The organism is Sphingopyxis sp. GW821-FHT02C12, from assembly GCF_059421785.1.
The window spans coordinates 1,100,734-1,122,886 of record NZ_JBWKVQ010000002.1 but is presented as its reverse complement, the minus strand read 5'-3'; the positions used below and the strand labels follow the sequence as shown (position 1 = coordinate 1,122,886).

Below are 22,153 nucleotides of genomic sequence, written 5' to 3'. Positions count from 1 at the left end.
AATTGGGGAAAAGCCATTCAGACTTTGGAGACCGGGGTGGTCTCGATTTCAAGCGCCAATGCGGCCGGTTCGGGTTCCTCTTCAACGCCGAGGACGCCCTCCCAGCGCGCGACCGCGGTGCAGGCCACCGCGTTGCCGACGACATTGGTCGCGGTGCGGCCCATGTCGAGAAAATGATCGATCGCGAGGATGAGCAACAATCCGGCTTCGGGCAGGTTCACGAACGACAATGTCGCCGCCACGACGACCAGACTGGCGCGCGGCACACCCGCCACACCCTTTGATGTCACCATCAGGACCAGCAGCACCGTGAACTGCTGCCACAAATCCATCTCGACGCCATAGGCCTGGGCGATGAACATGATCGCAAAGGCCATGTACATCATCGACCCGTCGAGATTGAACGAATAGCCGAGTGGCAACACGAAGCTGGAAATCCGCCGCGGCACGCCGCCCCTGTCGAGGGCTTCGAGCGTGCGCGGAAAGGCGGCTTCCGACGAAGCGGTCGAAAAGGCGAGCAGAATTGGCTCACGAATGTTGCGCAGCAGCACGATCGGGTTTGCGCGCAGCAATATCCATGCGGCGGAAAGAAGGACAACCCACAGGAGGGCCAGCCCCAGATAGAAGACACCAATGAGGTAACCGAAGGTCACGACGATGCCGACGCTGCGCTCGATCACCGCGGCGGCAACCGCCGCGAAGACGGCGATCGGAGCGACGCGCATGACATATTCGGTGATCTTGAGCATCACCGCGACCATTTCCTCGACCAGCCCCGCAAGCCGTTGGCCGCCGCTGCCAAGGCTGGTAATACCGACGCCGACGAACAGCGACAGGACGACGATCTGCAATATCTCGTTGTTCGCCATCGCGTCGAACATCGATGTCGGCACCAGATGGGTGACGAATTTGGCGATGCTGAAATCAGCGGTGGCGAGGCTGGTCGATCCGGTCGCGGTAGGCAAATCGAGTTCGAGGCCGACGCCCGGCTTGAAGATGTTGACAAGCACCAGGCCGAGCAGGAGCGAAATGAAACTCGCGCCGATGAACCAGGCCAGCGCCCGCCCCCCGATCCGCCCGAGCGCCGAGGTATCGGCCATATGGATGATCCCCGACACCAGAGTGGCGAACACCAGCGGTGCGATGATCATCTTGATCAACCGCAGGAACAACGTGCTGACGACAGAGAAATGGCCGGCGATCGTCGCAAGCCGCTCCCGCGTCGCCGCGGTGCCGTCCGCCATTGCGGCGTTGATCGCCCAGCCGACCAGCAACCCGAGCGCGAGGCCGATAAAGATGTAAAGCGTCAGGCGCTTTGCCACGTCGATTCTCCATGACGGGAGTGAAGTTTACCGCTTTACCGGATGCGGGGCGGCGCAAGGTTCGGACGCAACCGCATTGTGCGGGCAGCAGGCGGCCGGACGCGACCGGCCCGCAATAGGGACGCCACGACCACCTGTACTCGACCACCCTGTTGGTCGGGTTATTCCCAGACCAGCTTCTGCGCGTATTGGCTCATGCCCGTATTGCTATGTGCAATGTTCGGCGCGTAATCGAGCTTCCATGCGAATTTGGCGCCCAGTTCATGCGTCACCTTGCGGCCATAGGCATGGAAGAATTCGCCGCGCGCCAGCCGGTGGACGCCCTGCGTCATCGCTTCAGGCGTCCGCGAAAGCTGGTGATGATTGGGGTCGGTGTCCGCTGTGCCAAGCAGGATCGTCAGCGGTTTTTCCAGTGTCGCTTTCAATCCGGCGGCGTCGGTGGGTGCACCCTTCAGACCATAGGGATATTGGATCGCCAGATCGGGCATCGTGTACCAGCCGGCGTTAGCGGCGACCGCCCGGCTGTAGCGGGCGTCGGGCCACAGTTCGACGAAACGATGCACGAACTGCCCCCCTGCCGAGTGGCCATAGATCGCATATCGGGGCACCTTGGTGCCCGTCGCCTGGCGAACAGCATCGAACATCGGTTCGATCGACGCGAACGACCATTGTTCGCGCGGCCGCGGATTGCCGGCCTCGTCGACGATGTGCCCGACATTATAGGTCAGCGAAGTCGGAAAATCCTCCTTCGAATATTCGGGAGTCAGGACGATATACTGCCCCTCGTTGGCGTAGGGGATCCACGCGTCGCGGTAACCATCGGCATTCCGCCCGGCACCATGGATGACGAACAGGATGCGCGTGGTCTCGGTCACCTTGTCGGGCATGTAATAATGGACGCGGAGCGGCTTTCCGGCCCAGCCGGAAAAAAGGAAGCTCCCCGCACCGGGTTTGAGGTCCGGCAAGGCCGGCGCCTTGTCCTTCGCCGCCTTGGCGGGGGCCGCCGCCCGGGCCAGGGCGGTGGAGCCGATGGTCCCTCCCGCCACGGCCAGGACCAGCATCGCCAGACCGACGGCCCGCGCCGACGCCTTCCGCCGGCGCATCAGAACTTCACCTCGATCGACGCGAAGCCCGAGCGTCCGACAACACCATAGTCGAGGATATAGCCATTGTCGTCAAAGGGCGTCGCACCTTCGGGCACATTCGGCCCGGTCTTGTCGAACAGGTTGGTGATGCCCACCGACAGGCGCCACTTGCCACCACCGAATTCGGGCCGGATGCTCGCCCCGATGTCGTGCCGCCAATAAGCGCCATAATAGAGGTACAGCGGATTGGCGAACCCGGCCGCTTCGGCCGCCGCCACACGATCGTTCGACGACACCATCGGCCCGATGTAACGCACGCGCCAGTCGATGTTCCACAGCTTGTTCGTGTACCCGATCCGGGCGCGGACAACGTCGGTCGGCGAGGAAATCTGCCCCCTGGTATTGGAAATTTCGGTGCCGTTGATCCCCTGATACTGGGTTTCCTTCTTGATCACATGCGTCCAGTTGAAATCGAAACGCAGGTCGCCGGCGACACCGACCCCTTCCAGCGGCAGCCGATAGGCGAACGACGTATCGATGCCCGAGGTCGAGATGCGATCGAGGTTCTGCGGCACCTGGTTGATCTGCAGGATCTGGCCGTCGGCCCCGCGGATCACCGACTGGCAGAACTCGTTGCCGGCGAAATTCGTCGCGTCCGAATAGCACTGACGCAGCAAAATCTCGTTATCCAGCGCCGAGATCGCGTTGGTCACCTTGATGTTGTAATAATCGACCGACAGGTTGAGCCCCGGCAGCGCGCGCGGCGAGATCACCGTGCCCAGCGTGAAGGTCGTGCCTTTTTCCTCACGCAGAGCCAGGCTGCCCATATTGGGCGACTGGATCGAGGTGGAGGACTGGGTGAACACGCCGTTCGAGGCGATCGTTGCCGCGATACCCGGGTTCAGGCGGCAATTGCCGGCAACCGTGCCGGCGGTTGTTGCCGTGATGCCCGAACAGATGTCGACCACCGTGTCGGTGTCGTCGCGCGGCGGCGAGTAAAGTTCGGGAAGGCTGGGGGCGCGTTGCGCCGTGCCATATTGGGTACGGAAACGCAGCCCTTCCACGGGCATCCAGTCGGCGCCGGCATGATAGCTGTACACCGTGCCGACGTTCTTCTGGCTATAGTCGGACACGCGGCCCGCGAAATCGACCTTCAGTTCCTCGAAGAACGGCTTGCCGCTGAGCAGCGGGACCGAAAGTTCGGCAAAGGCTTCCTTGACGTTGAAGCTGCCGCTGAAGCTCGGAACCGCCGCGACGTTCGAGATGACCGCAAGCGTCTGCGCATCGCTGCCCGACGTGCCCTTTTCACGGCGATATTCACCGCCGAGCGCAAGCTGCACCTTGCCCGCCGGAAGCTCGAAGATCGAACCGGTGGCAAAGGCCTGGAACACGTCCTGACGCAGCTTGGTGTAGAATGTCGAATCATGGCGGATGTAATTCGCCGCCTCCGGCGTGATCGTCCCGACGCCGAAGATGTTGATCGGAACGCAGCCGGCAGCGCGCGCGGTGGCATCGCGACACTGGATCACGCCGCTCGCCAGACGCTCGGCATCGAGCGCATATTTCAGGTTCTGCAGGTTGATGTTGTTCAGTCGCGTCTGGACCTGATCGAAGGTGCCATAGGAATAGGTTGCGTCATAGGTCCAGTCGCCGCCTAGCTTGCCGCGGACGCCGCCCCAGACGCGCAGCGTGTCGCGATCGCTGATCGTGTCGCGATTGCCCAGTTCGTCGAAGCGCCGCCGCCAATCGATTCCGCTGGCCGGAGCCCCGGCGCGGATTTCGGTCGGAACGAAGGGATTGTCGCGCGAGATGCGCCCGATCGCGAAGGTAGGCAGGCCCGGAAGCGGAACGCCGATCTCGTCGCGAAGGAAGACCGTGCTCGAATCGCGATAGCCATAGGGCGCGCGGGTGTAGAAGGTGTCGAGATCGGAGAATTGCACCTCGACATAGGGGACAAACGCCTCCGACACTTCGAAACTCGCTTTGCCGGCCAGCGCCATCACGGTGCGCGGCAGGCGCAGCGTGTCATCGAAGCGATCGTTATAGCCGTCGCGATTGGTCAAAAATCCCGTGCGCAGCGTGCCGGCGTCGTCATAGAAAAAGGCGCCGCCGCGAAAGCGTCCGCCCGGCGTATCGGTGCTCAGCGCGGGGTCGCTGATCGTGTTGGTGCCCGAAGCGAAAGTCCAGTTCTTGGTCGCGCGGGCAAGGCGGTCGCGCGCGAGCAGGCCGCCATCGTCGTCCCAGCTGCCGCTGATCGCGAAATAGCCACGGCCGTCTGCGAATTTGGCGCCGAAAGTGGCAGCGACCATCGCCTCCTCAGCCCCGCCGCCGCCGGTCAGTGCAGACCCGATGCGACCGCGCAGACGCAGGCCTTCGAGCTTGGATTCAGTGATGACGTTGACGACGCCCGCGATCGCGTCCGATCCATAGACCGCCGATGCGGCGCCGGTGATGACATCGACGCGCTCGACGAAATCGACGGGAATAGTGTTCAGGCTGACCACGCTGCGGTTCGCGGCATTGGCGACCGTGCGCCGGCCGTTGATCAAGGTCAGCGTGCGCGAACTCGACAGGCCGCGCAACGCGACCGTGCTGGTGCCGGCGTTCTGGATGGTCCCGTTCGGCTGCCCGACGGTGGTGTCGACGAGGTTGACGCCCGGCATTTCGGCAAGGATCTGCCCAAGGTCGGTCTTGCCCGATGCTTCCAGTTCTTCCGCACCCAAAATATTGATCGGCACCGTCGCCGAAAAACCATCCTGCTTGATGCGCGTGCCGGTGACGACGATGCTTTCACCGTCGGCCACGGCCTCGCCTTCGGCCTCTGTGCCCGACGTCAGATCCTGCGCCATCGCGGTGCTCGACACCATCGTCAGCAACGCGACCGCAAAAGATTTCCTGAAACTCACCATCTCGACCCCCTTTTTTTTCACGACCAACAAGTGGCGTTCCTCCTTGAACAGGAAGAAGAAGACCGGGGCGCAAAGCCGCTCGTCGCTTCTCCTTCCGGCTTTTGGTGCGTATCAGCGGGTCCGGCGGGCATCCGCCGACCGACAGCCGTCGCAGCATAAAGCAGCCTCGGTCGATCAGGCAGACCAGCCCGACCGAGGAGGACAGTTGAACCGGCGAAGGGAAACAAGGCCAATATCAAGGCTTCCCCTACCTATAGAAATTTTCTATGGATTTTGAGCCAGACGCCGGCAGCGACCCAGGATTTCCATCTCGATTTGGCGGAATGTCGGCAATGCTCGTTGCCATGCACAGATGATCGGCAGCCGCTTGACCGTTTCGGCATATGCCTGAAGGGAATAGGTAATAGGTCGCCGACGCCGTCCGTCGGCAGGAGCATATCACGCTCCGCCGCCAGCAAATATCCTGGCGCAATGCCGGCTATATCGTTCGATGTCGCAGGCTTCCAGGCGACTGTCCGGCCTAGAAGCGTTCAGTCCTCGTCGCCGTAGAGGGCCACCTTGCGTTCGCCCGTACTGCTGGCGCTGCCGCGCGACATGCCGGGCGTGTTGAACGACCAGTCCGCCGCGCCGCCGGGTCCGGTGACGATCACCCCGCCGGAGCCGCCCAATTGCCCGATCTCGGCCATGACGGCATCCGCGGCTTGTTTTGGCGTCTCGCCTTTCATGCGGACACGCGCGCAAATCTCGTGCGCCGCGCCGACGCGGATGAAATATTCGCCCGCCCCCGTTGCGGAGACCGCGCAAGCGCGATTGTCGGCATAGGTTCCAGCGCCGATCACCGGAGCGTCGCCGATGCGTCCCCAGCGCTTTCCGGTTCGTCCGCCCGTCGACGTCGCCGCCGCGACATTGCCGGCGGCATCGATCGCGACGGCGCCGACGGTTCCGAATTTCAGGTCGACGTCGTACCAGCTCAATTTGTCGGCCGTCATCCGTTCGAGCTGCTTGCGACGTTCGGGGGTGGCGAACCAGGAAGGATCGACTTGCGGCAATCCCTGCTCGATCGAGAAACGGTCGGCTCCTTCACCGCCAAGGAAGACGTGCGGGCTTTTTTCCATGACCGCCCGGGCGAGGCTGATGGGATTGCGCGTGCGCGTGATACCCGCCACCGCACCCGCCGCGCGGGTGCGCCCGTCCATGATCGCGGCGTCGAGTTCGTTGCGCCCTTCCCAGGTAAAGACGGCGCCCCGCCCCGCATTGAAGCGCGGATCATCCTCCAGCACCTTGATGGCCGCTTCGACGGCGTCAAGCGCGCTGCCGTCGGCAGCCAGAACACCGGCCCCCGCATCGAGCGCCGCATTCAGACCGGCACGAAGCGCCTGATCCTGCTCCGGCGACGTCTTGCCCCGGGCCATCTCCCCGGCCCCGCCATGGATGACGATCGTCCATTTGTCCTGCGCATAGGCGGAGGGCGTTGTCGCGACGCAGAGCGCGCCGATCAGGGTCAGGAAACGCATGCAAGATTACTCCCGATAGGATCGTCCCAAAAACCATCGCCCGGCCTTGGGCATCAGACGTACAAGCGTTCGGGCCGGATCTGGCGCGGCTCGACGCCATGTTCGCGAAGCAGTTCGGGCCAGCGAAGGTCGAACAACAGGGCTTCGGCGGCGAGCGCCATCGCGGGCGATGTCTGCAGCCCGTAACCGCCCTGCCCGGCGAGCCAGAAGAATCCCGGCGCGTCGGGCGCGAACCCGGCGGTGGGTACCTTGTCCGCCACGAAGCTTCGCAAACCGGCCCATTTTAGCGCGATCCGGTCCACCGACAATGTCGTCGCCTCTTCGACGCGCCACGCGGCAAGCGCCGTTTCATAGTCTTCCGGCTGGGCATCGCACGCCGGCGATGGCGTGACATCCATGGGAGAAGCCAGGAGCCGGCCGGCATCGGGCAACATGTAGAAGCCATCGTCGAAGACCGTCTTGAGAAACGGCCAGTCCGACACATCGAAACCCTGTGGCGGATCAAAGCCGATGATAGTCCGCCGGAGCGGGATCAATCCGAGCGGGCGGACGCCGGCCATCGCCGCGAATTCATCCGCCCAGGCGCCCGCTGCGTTGACGACGATCCGGGCTGCGTAACTCTCCTCCACCGTATCGACGATCCAATCGGCCCCGTCGTGCGCGATACCCGTAACCCCGGCGTGGAAATGTATCTCGCCGCCTGCCGCCCGCAGCGCGCGCGCATTGGCCTGGAGGAGCAGATCCGCGTCCAGCTTGCGACCACCCGTATCGACCAGTCCGGCAACCGCGCCGCCCGTCCCGACCTTCAGCACGGGGACAATCGCCTGCATCTCAGCCGGTCCCACTTGCGAGATATTGTCAGAAAAGCGTCGCATTTCGGTTTCGAGCGCCGTCAGCTGGTCCATCGTTTCGGACGTTGCGAAGAACATGGCCGATTTCGTCTGCCACAGCGGCGGCAGTTCCTCTCCACCCGGCGGATTGGCGAAAAAGTGGCGGCTGGCCGCCGTCAGCCCGCGCACCGCGTCATCGCCGATGCCGAAATGATAGAAGGTCGCGCTGCGCCCCGACGAATGATAGCCAAGCGCGCTTTCGCGTTCGAGCAAGATGGTTTCCGACCGCTGCGCGAATCGCGCCGCCGCCGACACGCCGGCAATCCCGCCGCCGATCACCAATATGTCGACCCGCCTCAACGGACATTTCCCTTCGCCGGCGCCGGGCGCCGTGTCGCCGCCGGTCGATAGCGTGCGATCGCCTGCCTGACCGCCGCGATGTCGAGCGCCTCTCCCCTCGCCGCTCCGGCTTCGGCCGTCGCCTGCCGGTCGATGGTCGCGGCCATCAGCAGCGAATTATAGATTGCTTCCTCGGCCGCTTCCGACACCGCCACGAACAGCGGCGACATCTCGTCATTGGCCAGTTCGGGATAGGCCGCGACACCGGCACGCCGTGCGGCCGTCCGGCGAACCCCATCGGCGGTCGAGAAAGCGATGGCATAGTCGCCGGACCCGTTTGAAAAGGCTGCCCCGGTCCGCGCCAGACCCGCGATCGCGCGATGAGCGAGCCGGGTCAGATTCCGATCGCTGAGCGGCGCATCGGTCGCCACGACCAGAATGATCGACCCGTCAGCCGACGCCCGCTCGCTATGCTCACGCAGATAATAGCGCCCCAGCGCTTTGCCGACGGGAACGCCGTCCATCGTCAGCGTCCCGCCATAATTGGTTTGCACCAGCACGCCGACGCGATAGCCGCCCAGCGCCGGCGGGAGTATGCGCGAACTCGTGCCGATACCGCCTTTCCAGCCAAAGGCCATGGTGCCAGTGCCGGCGCCCACGCTGCCTTCCGCAACCGGGCCGCCGGTTGCGGCCTCGATGGCCGCGATCACGTCAGACCGGCCGATCACCCGCTTGCGGATGTTATTGAGGACACTGTCGTTGGTTTCGCCCACCACCGCATTGACCGACCGGACATGTTCGTTGCCGGGCCGCGTCAGGGTCCAGTCGAGAATGCCATCGATCGCCGGCGCGACGCTCAAGGTGTTGGTCAGGACGATCGGCGTCTCGATCTCGCCCAGCTCGGCGATCTGCGTCGCGCCCGCAAATTTGCCGAAGCCATTGGCGACGACGATACCCGCCGGCACCTTGTCCTGGAAAATATTGCCGCCGTGCGGCAAGATCGCGGTGACGCCGGTCCTGACGTCGGCGCCCTCGATACGTGTCACCTGGCCAACTCGCACGCCATCGACGTCGGTGATGGAATTGAGAGGACCGGGCGCAAATATTCCCGGCGCGATACCAATGTCGCGAGCGTGGACGCGCGGCTGGTCGACGACCTGCGCCGAGGACGATCCGATTCCTCCCATGCCTATCGCAATCCCGGCACCGGCCAGCAAGGCGGCCAGCGTCCCACGCCGCCCTCGCCTCAAGCGATGGCCAAGCCTGCCCAGGCCGGACCATTGGCTGGATACGACCCCGGAAATACCACAAATATCGAAGGACAAGCGCAATGATCCGCTTTGCTGACTGACAGATGTTGCTTGCCTAATCCGCGACGGACGATCCGAACAATATCTATCCGGCGGCGGCCTATAGAAATTTTCTATAGGCCTGAAAGGCGCTTTTCAGATGCTTCAGCAAAACGGTCGCCAATTTCGACGGGGGCCGGTTCTGCAGATAGATGGCATAGACGTTGAACGGGATGGGCGGCTGGAGCGGCTTGAAGGCGATGTCCGGCGCCGCGATTGCTTGTGCCGTAAAACTGTCGACGATCGAGACACCTGCGCCCGACCGGACGAGCGCCGCCGCGACAAAGAAGGTCTGGGACGAGACGACGTCATTCAACATCACGCCGGTCTGGGCGAGTTCCTCGGACAACAGATTACCCATGGGGCCGCTTTTGACTGTGGTTATGAAGCGATGCCCTTCCAGCGCGCTCAGGGGCATGCGCGGCATATCGCATTGAATAGCGCCCGGTTTAAAGATCGCGACCAATTCTCCCGTGCCCAGCACGTCGAAGCCTACGGGAGCGGTCGAAGGCACGTCATAGCTGATGACCAGATCCGTTTCCCGCTCGTACAGCTTGCGCACCATGTCGTCGTGATGCGCCGTGTGAAGCTCGAGCGACACGCCCTCATGTTTGGCCAGAAAGGCCGTGACCGCATCCGGAATCGCTCCGAGCCCGAGGGACGGCAGCACCGAAACGCGCAGTGTCCGCCCTTGCCCGAACCGCAGGTTGCGGCTCGCCCGCCGGAGCTGGTCGACACGCTTCTGGACCTCCGCCACCTCCAGGAAAAGCTCGTGCGCATCCTCGGTGGGGACCAGGCGCCCCTTCGTCCGTTCGAATAACGACAGCCCGAGGCTGGTCTCCGCATAACGCAAGATTTTCGTGACCGACGGCTGCGAAATATTCAGCACCCGCGCCGCGGCGCTGACCGAGCCAGTCACATAAACGGCGTGGAAGATTTCAATCTGGCGAAGTTTCACTACGCATCCTGTTGTCGCTCGGACGAATATCGTGTCGCGATGGTTGCCTGACGTGCGAACGGCAAAATTGATTGCGCATTCAAAATGAACGCGAGCACTTACGCTCAGCTTCACTAGCTCGCCGGGCGACCACCAGCAAGGACATGTCGCCGGGTTGAATCCGGCTTGGCGGATATAGTCGATGACGGCGAAATACGAATGTCCGCTTTCAAGGCACCCTGCCAATCCTCGTCGAGCACCGCGTAACCGGACTCAATCTCCGCGAGGCCCCATGCTGGAGACGACCCGGCAGGGCATGGCCCGCGCGCTGTTCGGCAAGTCGATCGCGGCGAAACGCTGGCGGCGCGAGAATCCTCCTGCAAACCGCGCACCAAGCGGCTCTTCAGGCCGCACGCCGTCGCCTCGCCGAGCCGCGTAAAGACGTCGCGGACGAGCGAATCCGAAAAGCTCTGGTTTTCTGGGAAAAGCTCAATCTCTGTGGACTGAGACGGACCCCTGCGGAAGGGTAGGTGGCGGAGACGGAGGGATTCGAACCCTCGGTACCGGATTTACCAGTACGACGGTTTAGCAAACCGTTGGTTTCAGCCACTCACCCACGTCTCCGCATGGTCTGTCGCGCTAACGACAGGCTGGCTTAGGCGGGTCGCTATAGCCAGCCACCCCGCCCCCCGCAACGGCAAACATTACCATTTTTTTCACCCGGGCATCGGACCGGCGCCGAAATCGATTCGGCCTGGCGCAAAATCGACTCAGGTCATCGCCGGTTCATTGCCCGCCGGCCAATTGGAGTCATGGTAAATACTGCCCTGCGGCGCGATCGCGCGTCGCCGGCCCGGAATTTGGGGGAATATAATGCGTCAGTCGCTTTCCAGTCTCGCCTTGATGGCCATCGCTTCGATCGGCCTCTCCGTGTCGCCGCTACCTGCGGCGGCGCAGATGACGCAGATCGATCCCAACAGCGCGATCGATGCCGATCTCGACAACCCGGCCCCGCCGCCGCCAGCCACCAGCACGACGAGCGGCGATACGTCCTATGACAGTGATCTCGCGACCGGCGATCAGGTGACCTCACCCGACACGGCGGCGACCCCGACCACCGGTCCCGAAGCTGCGGCGACGAACGCACCCCCGGGCTCGACCTACAAGAAGGACGATCTGATCGGCGCCGCCGAGGGCGTGTTCGGCAAGGGCGCCCAGGGCCTTGCCGGGCTGATCGAGGATATTCTGAAGAAGCAGGGCGAGCCCAATGCCTATATCGTCGGCCGCGAAGCCGGCGGTGCGCTGGTGCTCGGCGTGCGTTACGGCTCGGGCACCCTGTTTCACAAGATCGAGGGCGAGATGCCCGCTTACTGGACCGGCCCGTCGATCGGCTTCGACGCGGGCGCCAACGCCGGCAACACCTTCGTCCTCGTCTACAATCTGTTCGACACCCAGGATCTCTACAAACGCTATCCGGCGGGCGAAGGCGCCGCCTATCTGATCGGCGGTTTCAACGCGTCGTACCTGCGCCGCGGCGACGTGGTGCTGATCCCGATCCGCGTCGGTGTCGGCGCGCGGCTTGGCGCCAATGTCGGCTATATGAAGTTCCGCAAGAAGCAGAACTGGGTCCCCTTCTAAAAGCGCCCTTCCCCCTTGGACGCTTCGAACGCCCGCGCCGCAAGGTGCGGGCGTTTTGCGTGAGGGCAGACCGAATGACCGGTTCGACCGATTGCGGACAACAAGGGCTATCGGCATAGCTCTACTTAGTGAGGTGAGTATGCGAATAGAACCGATCGAGATTTACTCCGATGCGACCAATGCTGCCGTCATGCGGCATCCAGGCCGCAAATTCCCTGGGATGCCGATCCAAGGGGACACCCTTCACAGTTGGAGCAGCATGGCAGCGGCTGCTCTTGCGGGCGCCGAGCCAGATTCCGACCATTGGTACGACCTGAAAGAACTAGCCGATGTGCTACAGGAGCGTGTCAATTTCTATGCTCAGACCATGCAAGAGCATGGCCTAAAACTGCCCTTTTATGATGGGAGCGAATGACCGCTTCGCACCCCAAAGCCACCGCGCTAATCGCCGTCGAAGGCGATCAACGTCTCGCACGCCAGCCCGGCGGCCTCCAGCCGCTGTGACCCGCCGAGATCGGGCAGGTCGATAACGAACAGCGCCGCCGCCACCTCCGCCCCGGCATTGCGCATCAGTTCGGCAGTGGCGAGGATCGTGCCGCCGGTAGCGAGCAGATCATCGACCAGCACCACGCGGTGGCCGGGCAGCACCGCGCCTTCGTGCAGTTCGAGCCGGTCGACGCCATATTCGAGTTCATAATCGACCCCGATGGTGACGCCGGGCAGCTTGCCCGCCTTGCGCACGGGCACGAGGCCCAGCCCCATCGCGGTCGCCATCGCGGCGCCGAACAGGAAGCCGCGCGCCTCGACCGCAACGATCAGGTCAGGCGCATGGCTTGCCGCGCGAACGGAAAGACGCCGCACGGCTTCGGAAAAGCCGGCGGCGTCGCCGATCAGTGTCGTGATGTCGCGAAACTGGATGCCCGGCTTGGGAAAGTCGGGAATGGTGCGGACCAGCGACGCGAGGTCGAGGTCAGGCTGCGGCGGGAGGGCGATCATGGGACGCGCCCTCCCTAGTCCGCTCAATGCTTCTTGTCGGCCCAGATGTTCCGGTACGACAGATAGGCGAGCACGCTGAACATCGCCAGGAAGATCACGACGGCCCAACCGACCTGCACGCGCTTCACCAGCTTCGGCTCGGCGGTCCAGACGAGGAACGCGGTGACGTCCTTGGCCATCTGGTCGACCGTCGCCTTGGTGCCGTCGGCATAGGTGACCTGATTCGGGGCCAGCGGCGGCGCCATCGCGAGGTTGAGGTTCGCGAAATAGGGGTTGTAGTGCAGCCCGGTGCCCGGCTTGAGTTCGGCGGGCAGGTTGGCCGGCGGGTTCTTGAACCCGGTCAGCAGCGAATAGACATAGTCCTTGCCGCCTTCGCGCGCCTTGGTGATCAGCGACAGGTCGGGCGGCAACGCATTGTTGTTCGCCGCACGCGCCGCGGTTTCATTGGCATAGGGCGACGGGAAATAATCCGACGACAGCCCATCGCGGGTTGCCGGTTCGCCGGTGTCGGGGTTGATCGACGGAACCTGGAAACCCTTGGCGAAGGTCTTCACCTGGCCTTCGCTGTAACCCAGCGCCTCGATGTCGCGGAAGGCGACGAGGTGTAGGCTGTGGCAGGCCGAGCAGACCTCCTTGTACACCTGCATGCCGCGCTGCAGCTGCTGCTTGTCCCAATGGGGCAGCAGGCCGTCGCTGGCGAGCTTCAGATGCTTGGGATGTTCGTGAAACTTGTGGGCGACATTCTCTTCATTGCTGAGCGGCGTCGTGAGAATCGCGAGCACCAGCGCGGCAATGAAACCGAGGCCGACGAGGAATCCGAGCGGACGAACCATGGCTGTATCAGCTCCTATTAAAGTCCGGCGCTCAGGCCGTGGCCGCCGACGGCGTGTCGGCATGCTTGGCGAGAACCGCCTCGGTGATCGAATTCGGCATCGGCAACGGACGTTCGATGCGCGACACGATCGGCAGGATCACCAGGAAGTGGGCGAAATAATAGATCGCACCGATCTGGCTCATGATCACATAGGGCTGTTCGGCCGGCTGCATGCCGCAGAAACCCAGGATGAACACGTCGATCACCAGAACCCAGAAGAACCAGCGATAGATCGGGCGATAGGTCGACGACTTGACCGGCGAGCTGTCGAGCCAGGGCAGGAAGAACAGCACCGCGATCGAAGCGAACATCGCGATCACGCCCCACAGCTTCGCGTCGATCCACAGGAAGTTGAAGGTGAAGGCCTTCAGGATCGCGTAGAAGGGCAGGAAATACCATTCGGGAACGATGTGCGCCGGGGTCGAAAGCGAGTTCGCCGGGATATAGTTGTCGGCATGGCCCAGCATGTTCGGGCTGAAGAAGGTCAGCGCGGCGAAGATGAGCAGGAAGATACCGAGTCCGAAGCCGTCCTTCGCGGTGTAATAGGGGTGGAACGGGACGGTGTCCTGTTCGTCCTTCACTTCGATGCCGGTCGGGTTCGACGAACCCGGGATGTGCAGCGCCCAGATGTGCAGGATGATGACACCCGCGATCACGAACGGCAGCAGATAGTGCAGCGAGAAGAAACGGTTGAGCGTGGCATTGTCGGGGACGAAGCCGCCGAGCAGCCATTCGCGGACCGGTTCGCCGACGAGCGGTATCGCCGAGAAGAAGCCGGTGATCACCTGCGCGCCCCAGAAGCTCATCTGGCCCCACGGCAGCACATAGCCCATGAAGGCGGTCGCCATCATCAGCAGGAAGATCACGACGCCCAGCAACCACACCATTTCGCGCGGCGCCTTGTACGATCCGTAGAAAAGGCCGCGGAAGATGTGGAGATAGACGACGATGAAGAACATGCTCGCGCCGTTCATATGCGCATAGCGGATGAACCAGCCGGCGTTCACGTCGCGCATGATATGCTCGACCGAATTGAAGGCGACGCCCGCATTGGCGGCATAATGCATCGCCAGCACGATGCCGGTGATGATCTGAATCGCCAGCGCGGCGCCGGCGAGGACGCCGAAATTCCAGAAATAGTTGAGGTTGCGCGGCACCGGATAGCCGGCACCGATCGCGTTGTAGACGAGGCGCGGCATTGGCAGCTTCTCGTCCAGCCACTGCATCAACGGATGCTGCGGCTGATATTGCTTGGCCCAGGGAAAGCTCATCTTATCTCGCTCCTCAGCCGATCGTCACGACGGTGTCGCTGTCAAAATTATAAGGCGGCACAACCAGATTCTTGGGTGCCGGACCTTTACGAATGCGCGCCGCGGTGTCGTAGTGCGACCCATGGCACGGGCAGAAATAGCCGCCGAAATCGCCACGATTCTCGCCCTCGGCAGCGCCGAGCGGCACGCAGCCCAAATGGGTGCAGACGCCGAGCGTGATCAGCCAGTTTTCCTTGCCGGGCTTGGTCCGCTGGTCGATCGTTTCGGGGTCGCGCAGGTCACCCAGCGGCACCGCTTTCGCCTCGGCGATTTCCTTGGCGACCAGGTTGCGAACGAACACCGGCTGCTTGCGCCAGCTCGTCTTGATCGCCTGGCCCGGCTGGATTGCCGAAATATCGATCTGGGTCGTCGACAGCGCGAGCACGTCCGCCGACGGGTTCATCTGGTTGACCAGCGGCAGCACGACCGCGGCCGCACCGACCCCCGCAAAGCTGACCGCTGCAATGTTGATGAAATCACGGCGGCGCACCCCGTCTTCGATTCCGGCGGTGTGTTCGGTTTCACTGGCCATTCGATTGCCCTTGTATGGCTGAACTGACAATTTCCCCGGGCTGAGGGCCACCCTGATTGCACGCGCACGAAATGGCGCGCCCCGGCGGCCCCTCCGGGAATTGCGGGCCTGATAGCCGCACAGTCGGGGCTTGCCAACAGGCAATTTCCGCTTCTTTGACCGGATCATGTCGCGGCGCCGAAACGCTCGATTTGCGACGCCGCGCGCCCTAAGGAAAGCGCATGGAAATCGCACTGTTTCAGCCCGACATCGCGGGCAATGTCGGTACCACGCTGCGCACCGCCGCCTGTTTCGGCGTGCCCGCGCATATTATCGAGCCGTGCGGCTTTCCCTTCTCCGACGGCGCGCTGAAGCGTGCAGGCATGGATTATGCGGTGCGCGCCAATGTGCGGCGCCACCCAGACTGGGACGCGTTCCGGATATGGTCGCAAATCGGCGGCCAGCGGCTCGTGCTCCTGACGACGACGGGGGCGACGCCCCTGCCCCGGTTCGATTTCACCGCAAGCGACATCCTGCTGTTCGGATCGGAAAGCGCGGGCGTCCCGCATCATGTCCATGCGGCGGTGACCGCGCGGGTCGCGATTCCGATGAGCCAGGGCTTTCGCTCCTTGAATGTCGCGGTCGCGGCTGGCATCGCGCTCGCCGAAGCGCTTCGGCAGACGAAAGGTTTTCCCGCATGATTTCGCTCGATCCCCAGCAACAGGCCGCGCGCGACTGGTTCGAATCGCTGCGCGACCGGATCTGCGCCGAATTCGAGGCGATCGAAACCGAAGCCGGCAGCGACGCGCGCTTCGCCTATACGCCGTGGGACCGCGAGGCCGAAGGACTCGACTCCGGTGCAGGCGGCGGCGGAGTGCGCGGGGTGATGACCGGCCAGGTATTCGAAAAGGTCGGGGTCAATGTCTCGACCGTCGGCGGCCAGTTCGCCCCCGATTTCGCCGCGTCGATCCACGGCGCGGCCGAGGACCCCAGTTTTTTCGCGACCGGGATCAGCCTCGTCGCGCATATGGCGAACCCGCATGTTCCCGCTGTGCATATGAACACGCGCTTCCTCGTCACGACGCGGCGCTGGTTCGGCGGCGGCGCCGACCTCAATCCGCCGATTCCCTATGCCGAGGACACCGACGCCTTTCATGCCCGGCTGCGCGCCGCCTGCGCGCCTTTCGGTCCCGAGGTCTATGAACGCTATGCCAAATGGGCCGAGGATTATTTCTATATTCCGCACCGCGGCGTCCATCGCGGCGTCGGCGGCATATTCTATGACCATCTCGAAACCGGCGACGATGCCGAGTTCGACCGCAATTTCCAGCTGACCCGCGCGGTCGGCGAGGCCTTCCTCGATATCTTTCCGCAGATCGTGCGGCGACGCATGGGCCTGCCCTTCACCGACGCCGACCGCGAGGCGCAGCTCATCTGGCGCGGCCGCTATGCCGAATTCAATCTCGTCTACGATCGCGGCACCCTGTTCGGGCTCAAGACCGGGGGCAATATCGACGCGATCCTGATGAGCCTGCCGCCACTCGCCAAGTGGAACTGATGCGAAAAGGGCGCCCCGTTTCCGGAGCGCCCCTTCTTTTGCTTTGATCGGCTCACCTCAGGCGAAAACGTCCGGCGAACCCTGCACCCCGATGCAGCGATAGATGCCCGCCGGCATCGACACCGACACCAGAACCACCGGCACATAGATGACCAGCGCCATGATGAGCGCGCCGATCATCGCGCCCATGCCCGCGTCGGGCGTCATCATCGCGCTCGCAACCCCGCCGAAGACCATCGAGACGATGAAAAAGAAGACGAGAAAGAGGAGGATCATCAGGAAATTGAAGCCGACGATCGTCCATTGCGATGCGCTCGTCAGCCGCCACGATTCGGCAAAGGCCGAAAAGGGATTCGACGAACGGTTCACCGCCATCACCGGGCCGGCGGCGGTCAGGCGACCGAAGAACCAGAGGAAGAAGACGATCAGCGCGACATAGAAGATCACGCCGAACAGAATGAGTCCGGCCGATGCACCCCCAGTCGCGAAACTCTCCAGCGACATGCCGCTGGCACCGAAAATGCCGAACGCCAGCAGGCCGACGATGAACAACACGATGTAGAAGACGATCATCAACGCGATCTGCACGACGAAGTTGGCGAGCATCAGCGCGGCGCCCGCGCCCAAGCCCCAGCCGATATCGCTGGCAGGCTCACCGCCGACCAGTCCCGTCCGCCAGATCAAAAGGCTCGCCGCATAGACGATCGTCCCGGCGATGAAACCGAACAGAATTATCGACCCGAAGGCTCCGAATGCGGCCGACGGATCGCCCTGCGCCATCATCATGGTCATCATCGCATTGCGCAACAGCAACCAGCCGAGCAGGCAGGCGATCACCACCGCGCCACCAAGCCACAACAGCATCTGCATCCAATTGGTCTTCAGAAACCCGAAGGTCTCCGAAAAAGCGGCACCGATACTCATCTTGACCATGATTTTCCCCCTTTGTTGAACCTGTTCCTTGTTCCTTTTTGTGCGCCCAATGTCCCTCATTAGCGGGCCGTCGTCCGGTTTGCGATCACTTCATGACGTCACGGACAAAGGCCTCTTGCGTTTCCCTCAGGAAAATATGGCGTTGCCGCCGGTGAGCGCCAACTGACGGTAGGTCGCGGCGCTGATCGCGGCCGAGACGATGCCGCCGACCGCCGCGACGCCGCCTTCGACGAATCCGGTCAGCATCCGTCCGATACCGTCACCGGTCCCCACGACCGCGCCGATCACCCCGCCGAGGAGCAGTGCGACGATGATGATCACGAGTGTGACGAGAAACAGAAAGAGCGCAATCCGCCAACCATTGCCCTTGGTCAAACGCCAGCTTTCCTGGATCGCGACGACCGGATTATACTGGGTGCGATCGGCAACGACCGGCGAGGTCACCGCGAGCCGCCCCCACAAATAAGCGCAGATGCCGATGATCAACAGCGCGCCGACGAACAACAGCAGCGCGCCGACGGCGCCGCCCCCCGCCGCGATTCCCGGCATGATCGCCAGAACCGCGATCAGGCCCAGCCCGACGCCGAGGATCAGTTGGATCGCGATCATCGTCGGGATCATCTTGAGCGCGAAGACGAGCGCGTCGCCGACGCTGGTGCTGGTCCGCGACAACCAGAGGCGCAGGATACCGACCCCGCCGATCGCCGAAATCACGCTGACGAGCAACTGATACGGCACGGCCTGCCGCGCGCTTTCGCGAAACGTCATCATCATCTGGTCGAATGTCGCGCCAGCGGCGGGCTCGATCGGGACCGGCCCGAACCAGGCGACCGCGAGCGTCGGCAGAAAGAGGAAGACGGCGGCGATGGTGCCCGTCAATACGCTGTGCGACCGCAGCAGGACCAAGCTGTCTTCCCACGCCGCGCCCATGTCGAATTTTGGCATCTAAATCCCGTCTCTGGTTGACCCGTTGACGCGGGAGACTGGCGGTCTTGCTCCCCGATGTCCAGCCATGTTAACGATTTAGCGCGCGCCCCTTGCACTCGCTCGCGCGTGGGAGCAGGAGGCGGCACGATGAGCCATCTGCCACCGCCCCTATGGACCGTTTCGCCGGGCCTGAGCGATTATCCCGCCGCGCTCGCCGACATGGAGGCGCGCGCCGCCGCGATCTTCGCGGGCGAGGCCAGCGAACGCATCTGGCTGCTCGAACATCCGCCGCTCTACACCGCCGGGACCAGTTCGGATCCCGCCGAGCTGCTCGACCCCCGTTTCCCGGTCTATGACGCCGGGCGCGGCGGGCGCTACACCTATCACGGCCCCGGCCAGCGCGTCGGTTATGTCCAGCTCGACCTTTCCAAACGGGGCCGCGACGTGCGCGCCTATGTGTCGGCGCTCGAAGGCTGGGTGATCGATGCGCTTGCCGAATTCGGCGTCACGGCACGCCGCGCCCAAGGCCGCATCGGCATCTGGACCGACGACGAAAATGGCCGCGAGGCCAAGATCGGCGCGATCGGGGTGCGCGTGAAACGCTGGGTGACGATGCACGGCGTCTCGATCAACGTCGCGCCCGACCTCGCTCATTTCGGCGGCATCGTGCCGTGCGGGATCGCCGAATTTCCGGTGACCAGCCTCGCCGCGCTCGGCAAGATGGTGGGTTTCGCCGAGGTCGACGCCGCGCTCGAACGCGCGCTTCCCGCCTTTCTCGACAAAATTTCGGCCAGCGACTAGGACAAGATCATGACCCGTATCATCCTCCCCTCGCTCCTGATCCTCGCCCTCGCCGCCTGCGGCAGCGAACCGTCGGGCAAGACGACGACCAAGCTCGAAACGGTCGAGGTCGAGCCGGGCACGATCAGCGATTCGATGATCATCCTCGACGATGCGAGCGGCGACGGCACCGCGGTCGACAACAGCGTTCCCGACGATGGGACGGCGAAGCCCGCACAGAAGGACGAGCAAGCGACCGACGAGGCCGACGCCGAAGAGACGAGTGGCGAAGGCGAAGCGATCACTGTCCCCGTCGGCAAGAAGCCCGACACCCCGGCGCCTGCCAAAAAAGCCGGCGAATAATGAAGGGTTAGCGCAGCCCCAGGCTCTTGTGTGCCTGGAGCGACAGACGCCAGCGCGGGTCTTCCATCACCAGGTCGATGCACGCCTGGACATTGGCAGCGGCATTCGGATCGTCGAGCGGCTGCACCAGCAGATGCCCGAAATCGAGCGTCGCGAACCGCGCGACGTCGCTGCCCGGCTGCGGCCACACCAGCTTCAGTTCGTCGCCGCTCGTCTGCACCAGTTCGCTGCCCGCCTTGGGGCTGATGCAGATCCAGTCGATGCTGCGCGGCACCGCGAACGTCCCGTTGCTCTCGATCGCGATGAGGAACCCTTGCGCGTGCAGCGCGTCGATCAGCGCATCGTCGACCTGCAGCATCGGCTCGCCGCCGGTCAGCACGACATAGCGGTCGTCGGCGCCCTCGCCCCAGCTGTCCGCGATCGTCGCGGCGAGTGCCGTGGCATTTTTATATTTGCCGCCCAGGGTGCCGTCGGTGCCGACGAAATCGGTGTCGCAGAATTGGCAGACCGCTTTCGCGCGATCCTTCTCGCGCCCCGTCCACAAATTGCAGCCCGCAAAGCGGCAGAAGACGGCGCGGCGCCCGGCCTGCGCGCCCTCACCCTGCAGGGTGAGGAAAATTTCTTTCACCGCATAGGACATCGTCAGATCTGCGCGGCGTAGCGGGTCGGATCGACCAGCCCGGCGTCGGCGAAGCCCTTGGCGCGCAGGCGGCAGCTGTCGCACAGCCCGCAATGCTCGCCGCTCGGCGCGGGATCGTAGCACGACCAGCTCATGCCCGCGTCCATGCCGAGCCGTGCGGCCTCGGCGGCGATATCGGCCTTGGTCATATGCTGGAGCGGTGCGTGGATGCGGAAATCGACGCCCTTGTCGCCGTCGCGCGTCGCGAGCCGCGCCAGTTTTTCGAAGCCCGAAATGAATTCGGGGCGGCAGTCGGGATAGCCCGAATAGTCGAGCGCATTGACCCCGATGACGATGTCCTGCGCGGCCCGCGCCTCGGCGAGGCCGAGCGTCAGCGACAGGAAGATCAGGTTGCGTGCGGGCACATAGGTGACCGGCACCTCGTCCCCGACGCCGTCCTTGGGCACCGCGATATCATCGGTCAGCGCCGAGCCGCCGAAGCGGCGGAGGTCGAGCGGCAGCACGATATGCTCGGCCGCCCCGACATAGTCCGCGATGCGCGCGGCCGATTCCAGTTCGACGCGGTGACGCTGATTATAATCGATCGTCAGCGCGACGATGCGTGCGCCGGCCTCTTTCGCGAGGCCCGCGCAAACCATCGAGTCGAGCCCGCCCGACAGGAGGACGATCAGCGTTTTTCCGGCTACGTCTTGCATCGGCGCCAGATAGGCCCGCGTCGTCGGGCGTGCAAGTGCTGCGCTGCACCAAAGAAACGGGCCGCATGACAGGTCACACGGCCCAGTTCGGCATGAAAGCCGTTAGGGAGAAGGACACACATCGGTGCGTCGTGACACCCGGCTTAGCGGCTTTTGGTTAACGGATTGTTACGGCAGGGTGCGGCTCAGTTCGTGCAGGCGCCGCTGCGCCGTGCCTCATAAGCCTGCGAGAAAGGCTTCCCGTCGGCGATTCCTTGCGTGTCGATCTGGACCAGGCGGTTCGTCTCGGACCGGATCGTGGTGCGGCCGTGGCCCGCGCCCGGACAGGTGTAATGCACCGTTACCGACTTAGGCGTGTCCTCGATGACATAGCGCGAGCAGTTCGCGCGCGGGTGGTAGATCTGGATCATCCGCCGCGCGTCGCCGAAACACATCGTCTGGGCGACGGCGTTGTTGCCGCGCTCGCGCAGCTGCCAGCTGCCTTTTTCGAGGCCATCGAGCATCGCCAGCGACGGCGCCTGCGCGGGCACCGCCGTTGCGCCAGCCAGCATCGTGGCCGCAAGGGCCCATTTCATCGGGGGAGAGAAGATCGCCATGTACACCTATCCAACGATTGCCCCCGTCGCGGGCAAACATGCGACCC

At 63.7% G+C, this 22,153-nt stretch carries 22 protein-coding genes and 1 tRNA gene; 6 read left to right on the top strand and 17 right to left on the bottom strand.

Annotation, left to right across the window (positions count from 1 at the left end; genetic code table 11):
* Nucleotides 1-17 precede the first annotated feature (17 nt).
* The 8 genes from AC07U1_RS20680 to AC07U1_RS20645 all read right to left on the bottom strand — a co-directional run bounded on the left by AC07U1_RS20680 (nt 18) and on the right by AC07U1_RS20645 (nt 10,909).
* Nucleotides 18-1,322, bottom strand: a complete 1,305-nt coding sequence (locus tag AC07U1_RS20680; RefSeq protein ID WP_495177681.1) for a dicarboxylate/amino acid:cation symporter — start codon at nt 1,320-1,322, stop codon at nt 18-20.
* A 161-nt stretch (nt 1,323-1,483) separates the two neighbouring features.
* The gene (locus tag AC07U1_RS20675) at nt 1,484-2,425 is read right to left on the bottom strand and encodes an alpha/beta hydrolase family protein (RefSeq protein WP_495177682.1); all 942 of its coding nucleotides are present in this window, start codon (nt 2,423-2,425) and stop codon (nt 1,484-1,486) included.
* Nucleotides 2,425-5,337, bottom strand: coding sequence for a TonB-dependent receptor plug domain-containing protein (locus AC07U1_RS20670; protein WP_495178458.1), 2,913 nt, complete (start codon nt 5,335-5,337; stop codon nt 2,425-2,427). Before AC07U1_RS20670 ends, AC07U1_RS20675 begins: the two co-directional genes overlap by 1 nt.
* Nucleotides 5,338-5,846: 509 nt before the next feature.
* Nucleotides 5,847-6,830 (bottom strand): isoaspartyl peptidase/L-asparaginase family protein, encoded by a 984-nt coding sequence (locus AC07U1_RS20665; protein WP_495177683.1) that lies wholly within the window; start codon nt 6,828-6,830, stop codon nt 5,847-5,849.
* 53 nt (nt 6,831-6,883) lie between these two features.
* Complete coding sequence (locus AC07U1_RS20660) at nt 6,884-8,020, bottom strand: NAD(P)/FAD-dependent oxidoreductase (RefSeq protein ID WP_495177684.1); 1,137 nt, start codon at nt 8,018-8,020, stop codon at nt 6,884-6,886.
* The gene (locus AC07U1_RS20655) at nt 8,017-9,186 is read right to left on the bottom strand and encodes a P1 family peptidase (protein WP_495177685.1); all 1,170 of its coding nucleotides are present in this window, start codon (nt 9,184-9,186) and stop codon (nt 8,017-8,019) included. Before AC07U1_RS20655 ends, AC07U1_RS20660 begins: the two co-directional genes overlap by 4 nt.
* Nucleotides 9,187-9,409: 223 nt before the next feature.
* Nucleotides 9,410-10,306 carry a LysR family transcriptional regulator gene (locus AC07U1_RS20650; protein WP_495177686.1) on the bottom strand — a complete coding sequence of 299 codons (897 nt, stop codon included), beginning with the start codon at nt 10,304-10,306 and terminating at the stop codon, nt 9,410-9,412.
* Nucleotides 10,307-10,816: 510 nt separating this feature from the next.
* Nucleotides 10,817-10,909 (bottom strand) — tRNA-Ser (locus AC07U1_RS20645).
* 279 nt (nt 10,910-11,188) lie between these two features.
* Between AC07U1_RS20645 and AC07U1_RS20640 the strand changes: the two genes are divergently transcribed.
* Together AC07U1_RS20640 and AC07U1_RS20635 are read left to right on the top strand one after the other, a co-directional pair.
* Nucleotides 11,189-11,923, top strand: coding sequence for a DUF1134 domain-containing protein (locus AC07U1_RS20640; protein WP_443028058.1), 735 nt, complete (start codon nt 11,189-11,191; stop codon nt 11,921-11,923).
* A gap of 139 nt (nt 11,924-12,062) precedes the next feature.
* Nucleotides 12,063-12,338: a DUF6959 family protein gene (locus AC07U1_RS20635; RefSeq protein ID WP_495177687.1), complete on the top strand. Its 276-nt coding sequence runs from the start codon at nt 12,063-12,065 to the stop codon at nt 12,336-12,338.
* A 26-nt stretch (nt 12,339-12,364) separates the two neighbouring features.
* On the opposite strand, the gene AC07U1_RS20630 is transcribed toward AC07U1_RS20635, so the two are convergent.
* The 4 genes from AC07U1_RS20630 to petA are packed head-to-tail and all read right to left on the bottom strand — an operon-like array spanning nt 12,365 to nt 15,635.
* Nucleotides 12,365-12,919 (bottom strand): adenine phosphoribosyltransferase, encoded by a 555-nt coding sequence (locus tag AC07U1_RS20630; protein ID WP_495177688.1) that lies wholly within the window; start codon nt 12,917-12,919, stop codon nt 12,365-12,367.
* Between the two features lie 23 nt (nt 12,920-12,942).
* A complete protein-coding gene (locus tag AC07U1_RS20625) occupies nt 12,943-13,752 on the bottom strand; it encodes a cytochrome c1 (protein ID WP_056350971.1) in 810 nt (269 codons plus the stop codon).
* Between the two features lie 31 nt (nt 13,753-13,783).
* Nucleotides 13,784-15,064: a cytochrome b gene (locus AC07U1_RS20620; RefSeq protein WP_056350969.1), complete on the bottom strand. Its 1,281-nt coding sequence runs from the start codon at nt 15,062-15,064 to the stop codon at nt 13,784-13,786.
* A gap of 13 nt (nt 15,065-15,077) precedes the next feature.
* Complete coding sequence (gene petA / locus AC07U1_RS20615; protein WP_056350967.1) at nt 15,078-15,635, bottom strand: ubiquinol-cytochrome c reductase iron-sulfur subunit; 558 nt, start codon at nt 15,633-15,635, stop codon at nt 15,078-15,080.
* Between the two features lie 221 nt (nt 15,636-15,856).
* On the opposite strand from petA, the gene AC07U1_RS20610 reads away from it, so the two are divergent.
* Together AC07U1_RS20610 and hemF are read left to right on the top strand one after the other, a co-directional pair.
* Nucleotides 15,857-16,315 carry a tRNA (cytidine(34)-2'-O)-methyltransferase gene (locus tag AC07U1_RS20610; RefSeq protein WP_056350965.1) on the top strand — a complete coding sequence of 153 codons (459 nt, stop codon included), beginning with the start codon at nt 15,857-15,859 and terminating at the stop codon, nt 16,313-16,315.
* Entirely contained in the window at nt 16,312-17,172 is an 861-nt protein-coding gene (hemF, locus tag AC07U1_RS20605; protein ID WP_495177689.1) for an oxygen-dependent coproporphyrinogen oxidase, read from the top strand. Before AC07U1_RS20610 ends, hemF begins: the two co-directional genes overlap by 4 nt.
* Nucleotides 17,173-17,229: 57 nt before the next feature.
* Here hemF and AC07U1_RS20600 read toward each other — a convergent pair whose 3' ends face one another.
* Together AC07U1_RS20600 and AC07U1_RS20595 are read right to left on the bottom strand one after the other, a co-directional pair.
* A complete protein-coding gene (locus tag AC07U1_RS20600; protein WP_187139776.1) occupies nt 17,230-18,105 on the bottom strand; it encodes a hypothetical protein in 876 nt (291 codons plus the stop codon).
* 126 nt (nt 18,106-18,231) lie between these two features.
* Nucleotides 18,232-19,050 carry a glycerophosphoryl diester phosphodiesterase membrane domain-containing protein gene (locus AC07U1_RS20595; protein ID WP_492739511.1) on the bottom strand — a complete coding sequence of 273 codons (819 nt, stop codon included), beginning with the start codon at nt 19,048-19,050 and terminating at the stop codon, nt 18,232-18,234.
* Nucleotides 19,051-19,179: 129 nt separating this feature from the next.
* Between AC07U1_RS20595 and lipB the strand changes: the two genes are divergently transcribed.
* Both lipB and AC07U1_RS20585 read left to right on the top strand, forming a co-directional pair.
* Complete coding sequence (gene lipB, locus AC07U1_RS20590; RefSeq protein ID WP_187139774.1) at nt 19,180-19,833, top strand: lipoyl(octanoyl) transferase LipB; 654 nt, start codon at nt 19,180-19,182, stop codon at nt 19,831-19,833.
* Between the two features lie 9 nt (nt 19,834-19,842).
* Complete coding sequence (locus AC07U1_RS20585) at nt 19,843-20,175, top strand: hypothetical protein (protein ID WP_187139773.1); 333 nt, start codon at nt 19,843-19,845, stop codon at nt 20,173-20,175.
* 7 nt (nt 20,176-20,182) lie between these two features.
* On the opposite strand, the gene queE is transcribed toward AC07U1_RS20585, so the two are convergent.
* The 3 genes from queE to AC07U1_RS20570 all read right to left on the bottom strand — a co-directional run bounded on the left by queE (nt 20,183) and on the right by AC07U1_RS20570 (nt 22,085).
* Nucleotides 20,183-20,815 (bottom strand): 7-carboxy-7-deazaguanine synthase, encoded by a 633-nt coding sequence (gene queE / locus AC07U1_RS20580; RefSeq protein ID WP_495177690.1) that lies wholly within the window; start codon nt 20,813-20,815, stop codon nt 20,183-20,185.
* Nucleotides 20,816-20,817: 2 nt separating this feature from the next.
* Nucleotides 20,818-21,510 (bottom strand): 7-cyano-7-deazaguanine synthase QueC, encoded by a 693-nt coding sequence (queC, locus tag AC07U1_RS20575; RefSeq protein WP_495177691.1) that lies wholly within the window; start codon nt 21,508-21,510, stop codon nt 20,818-20,820.
* Between the two features lie 185 nt (nt 21,511-21,695).
* Nucleotides 21,696-22,085, bottom strand: coding sequence for a hypothetical protein (locus AC07U1_RS20570; RefSeq protein ID WP_495197789.1), 390 nt, complete (start codon nt 22,083-22,085; stop codon nt 21,696-21,698).
* Nucleotides 22,086-22,153: the final 68 nt, after the last annotated feature.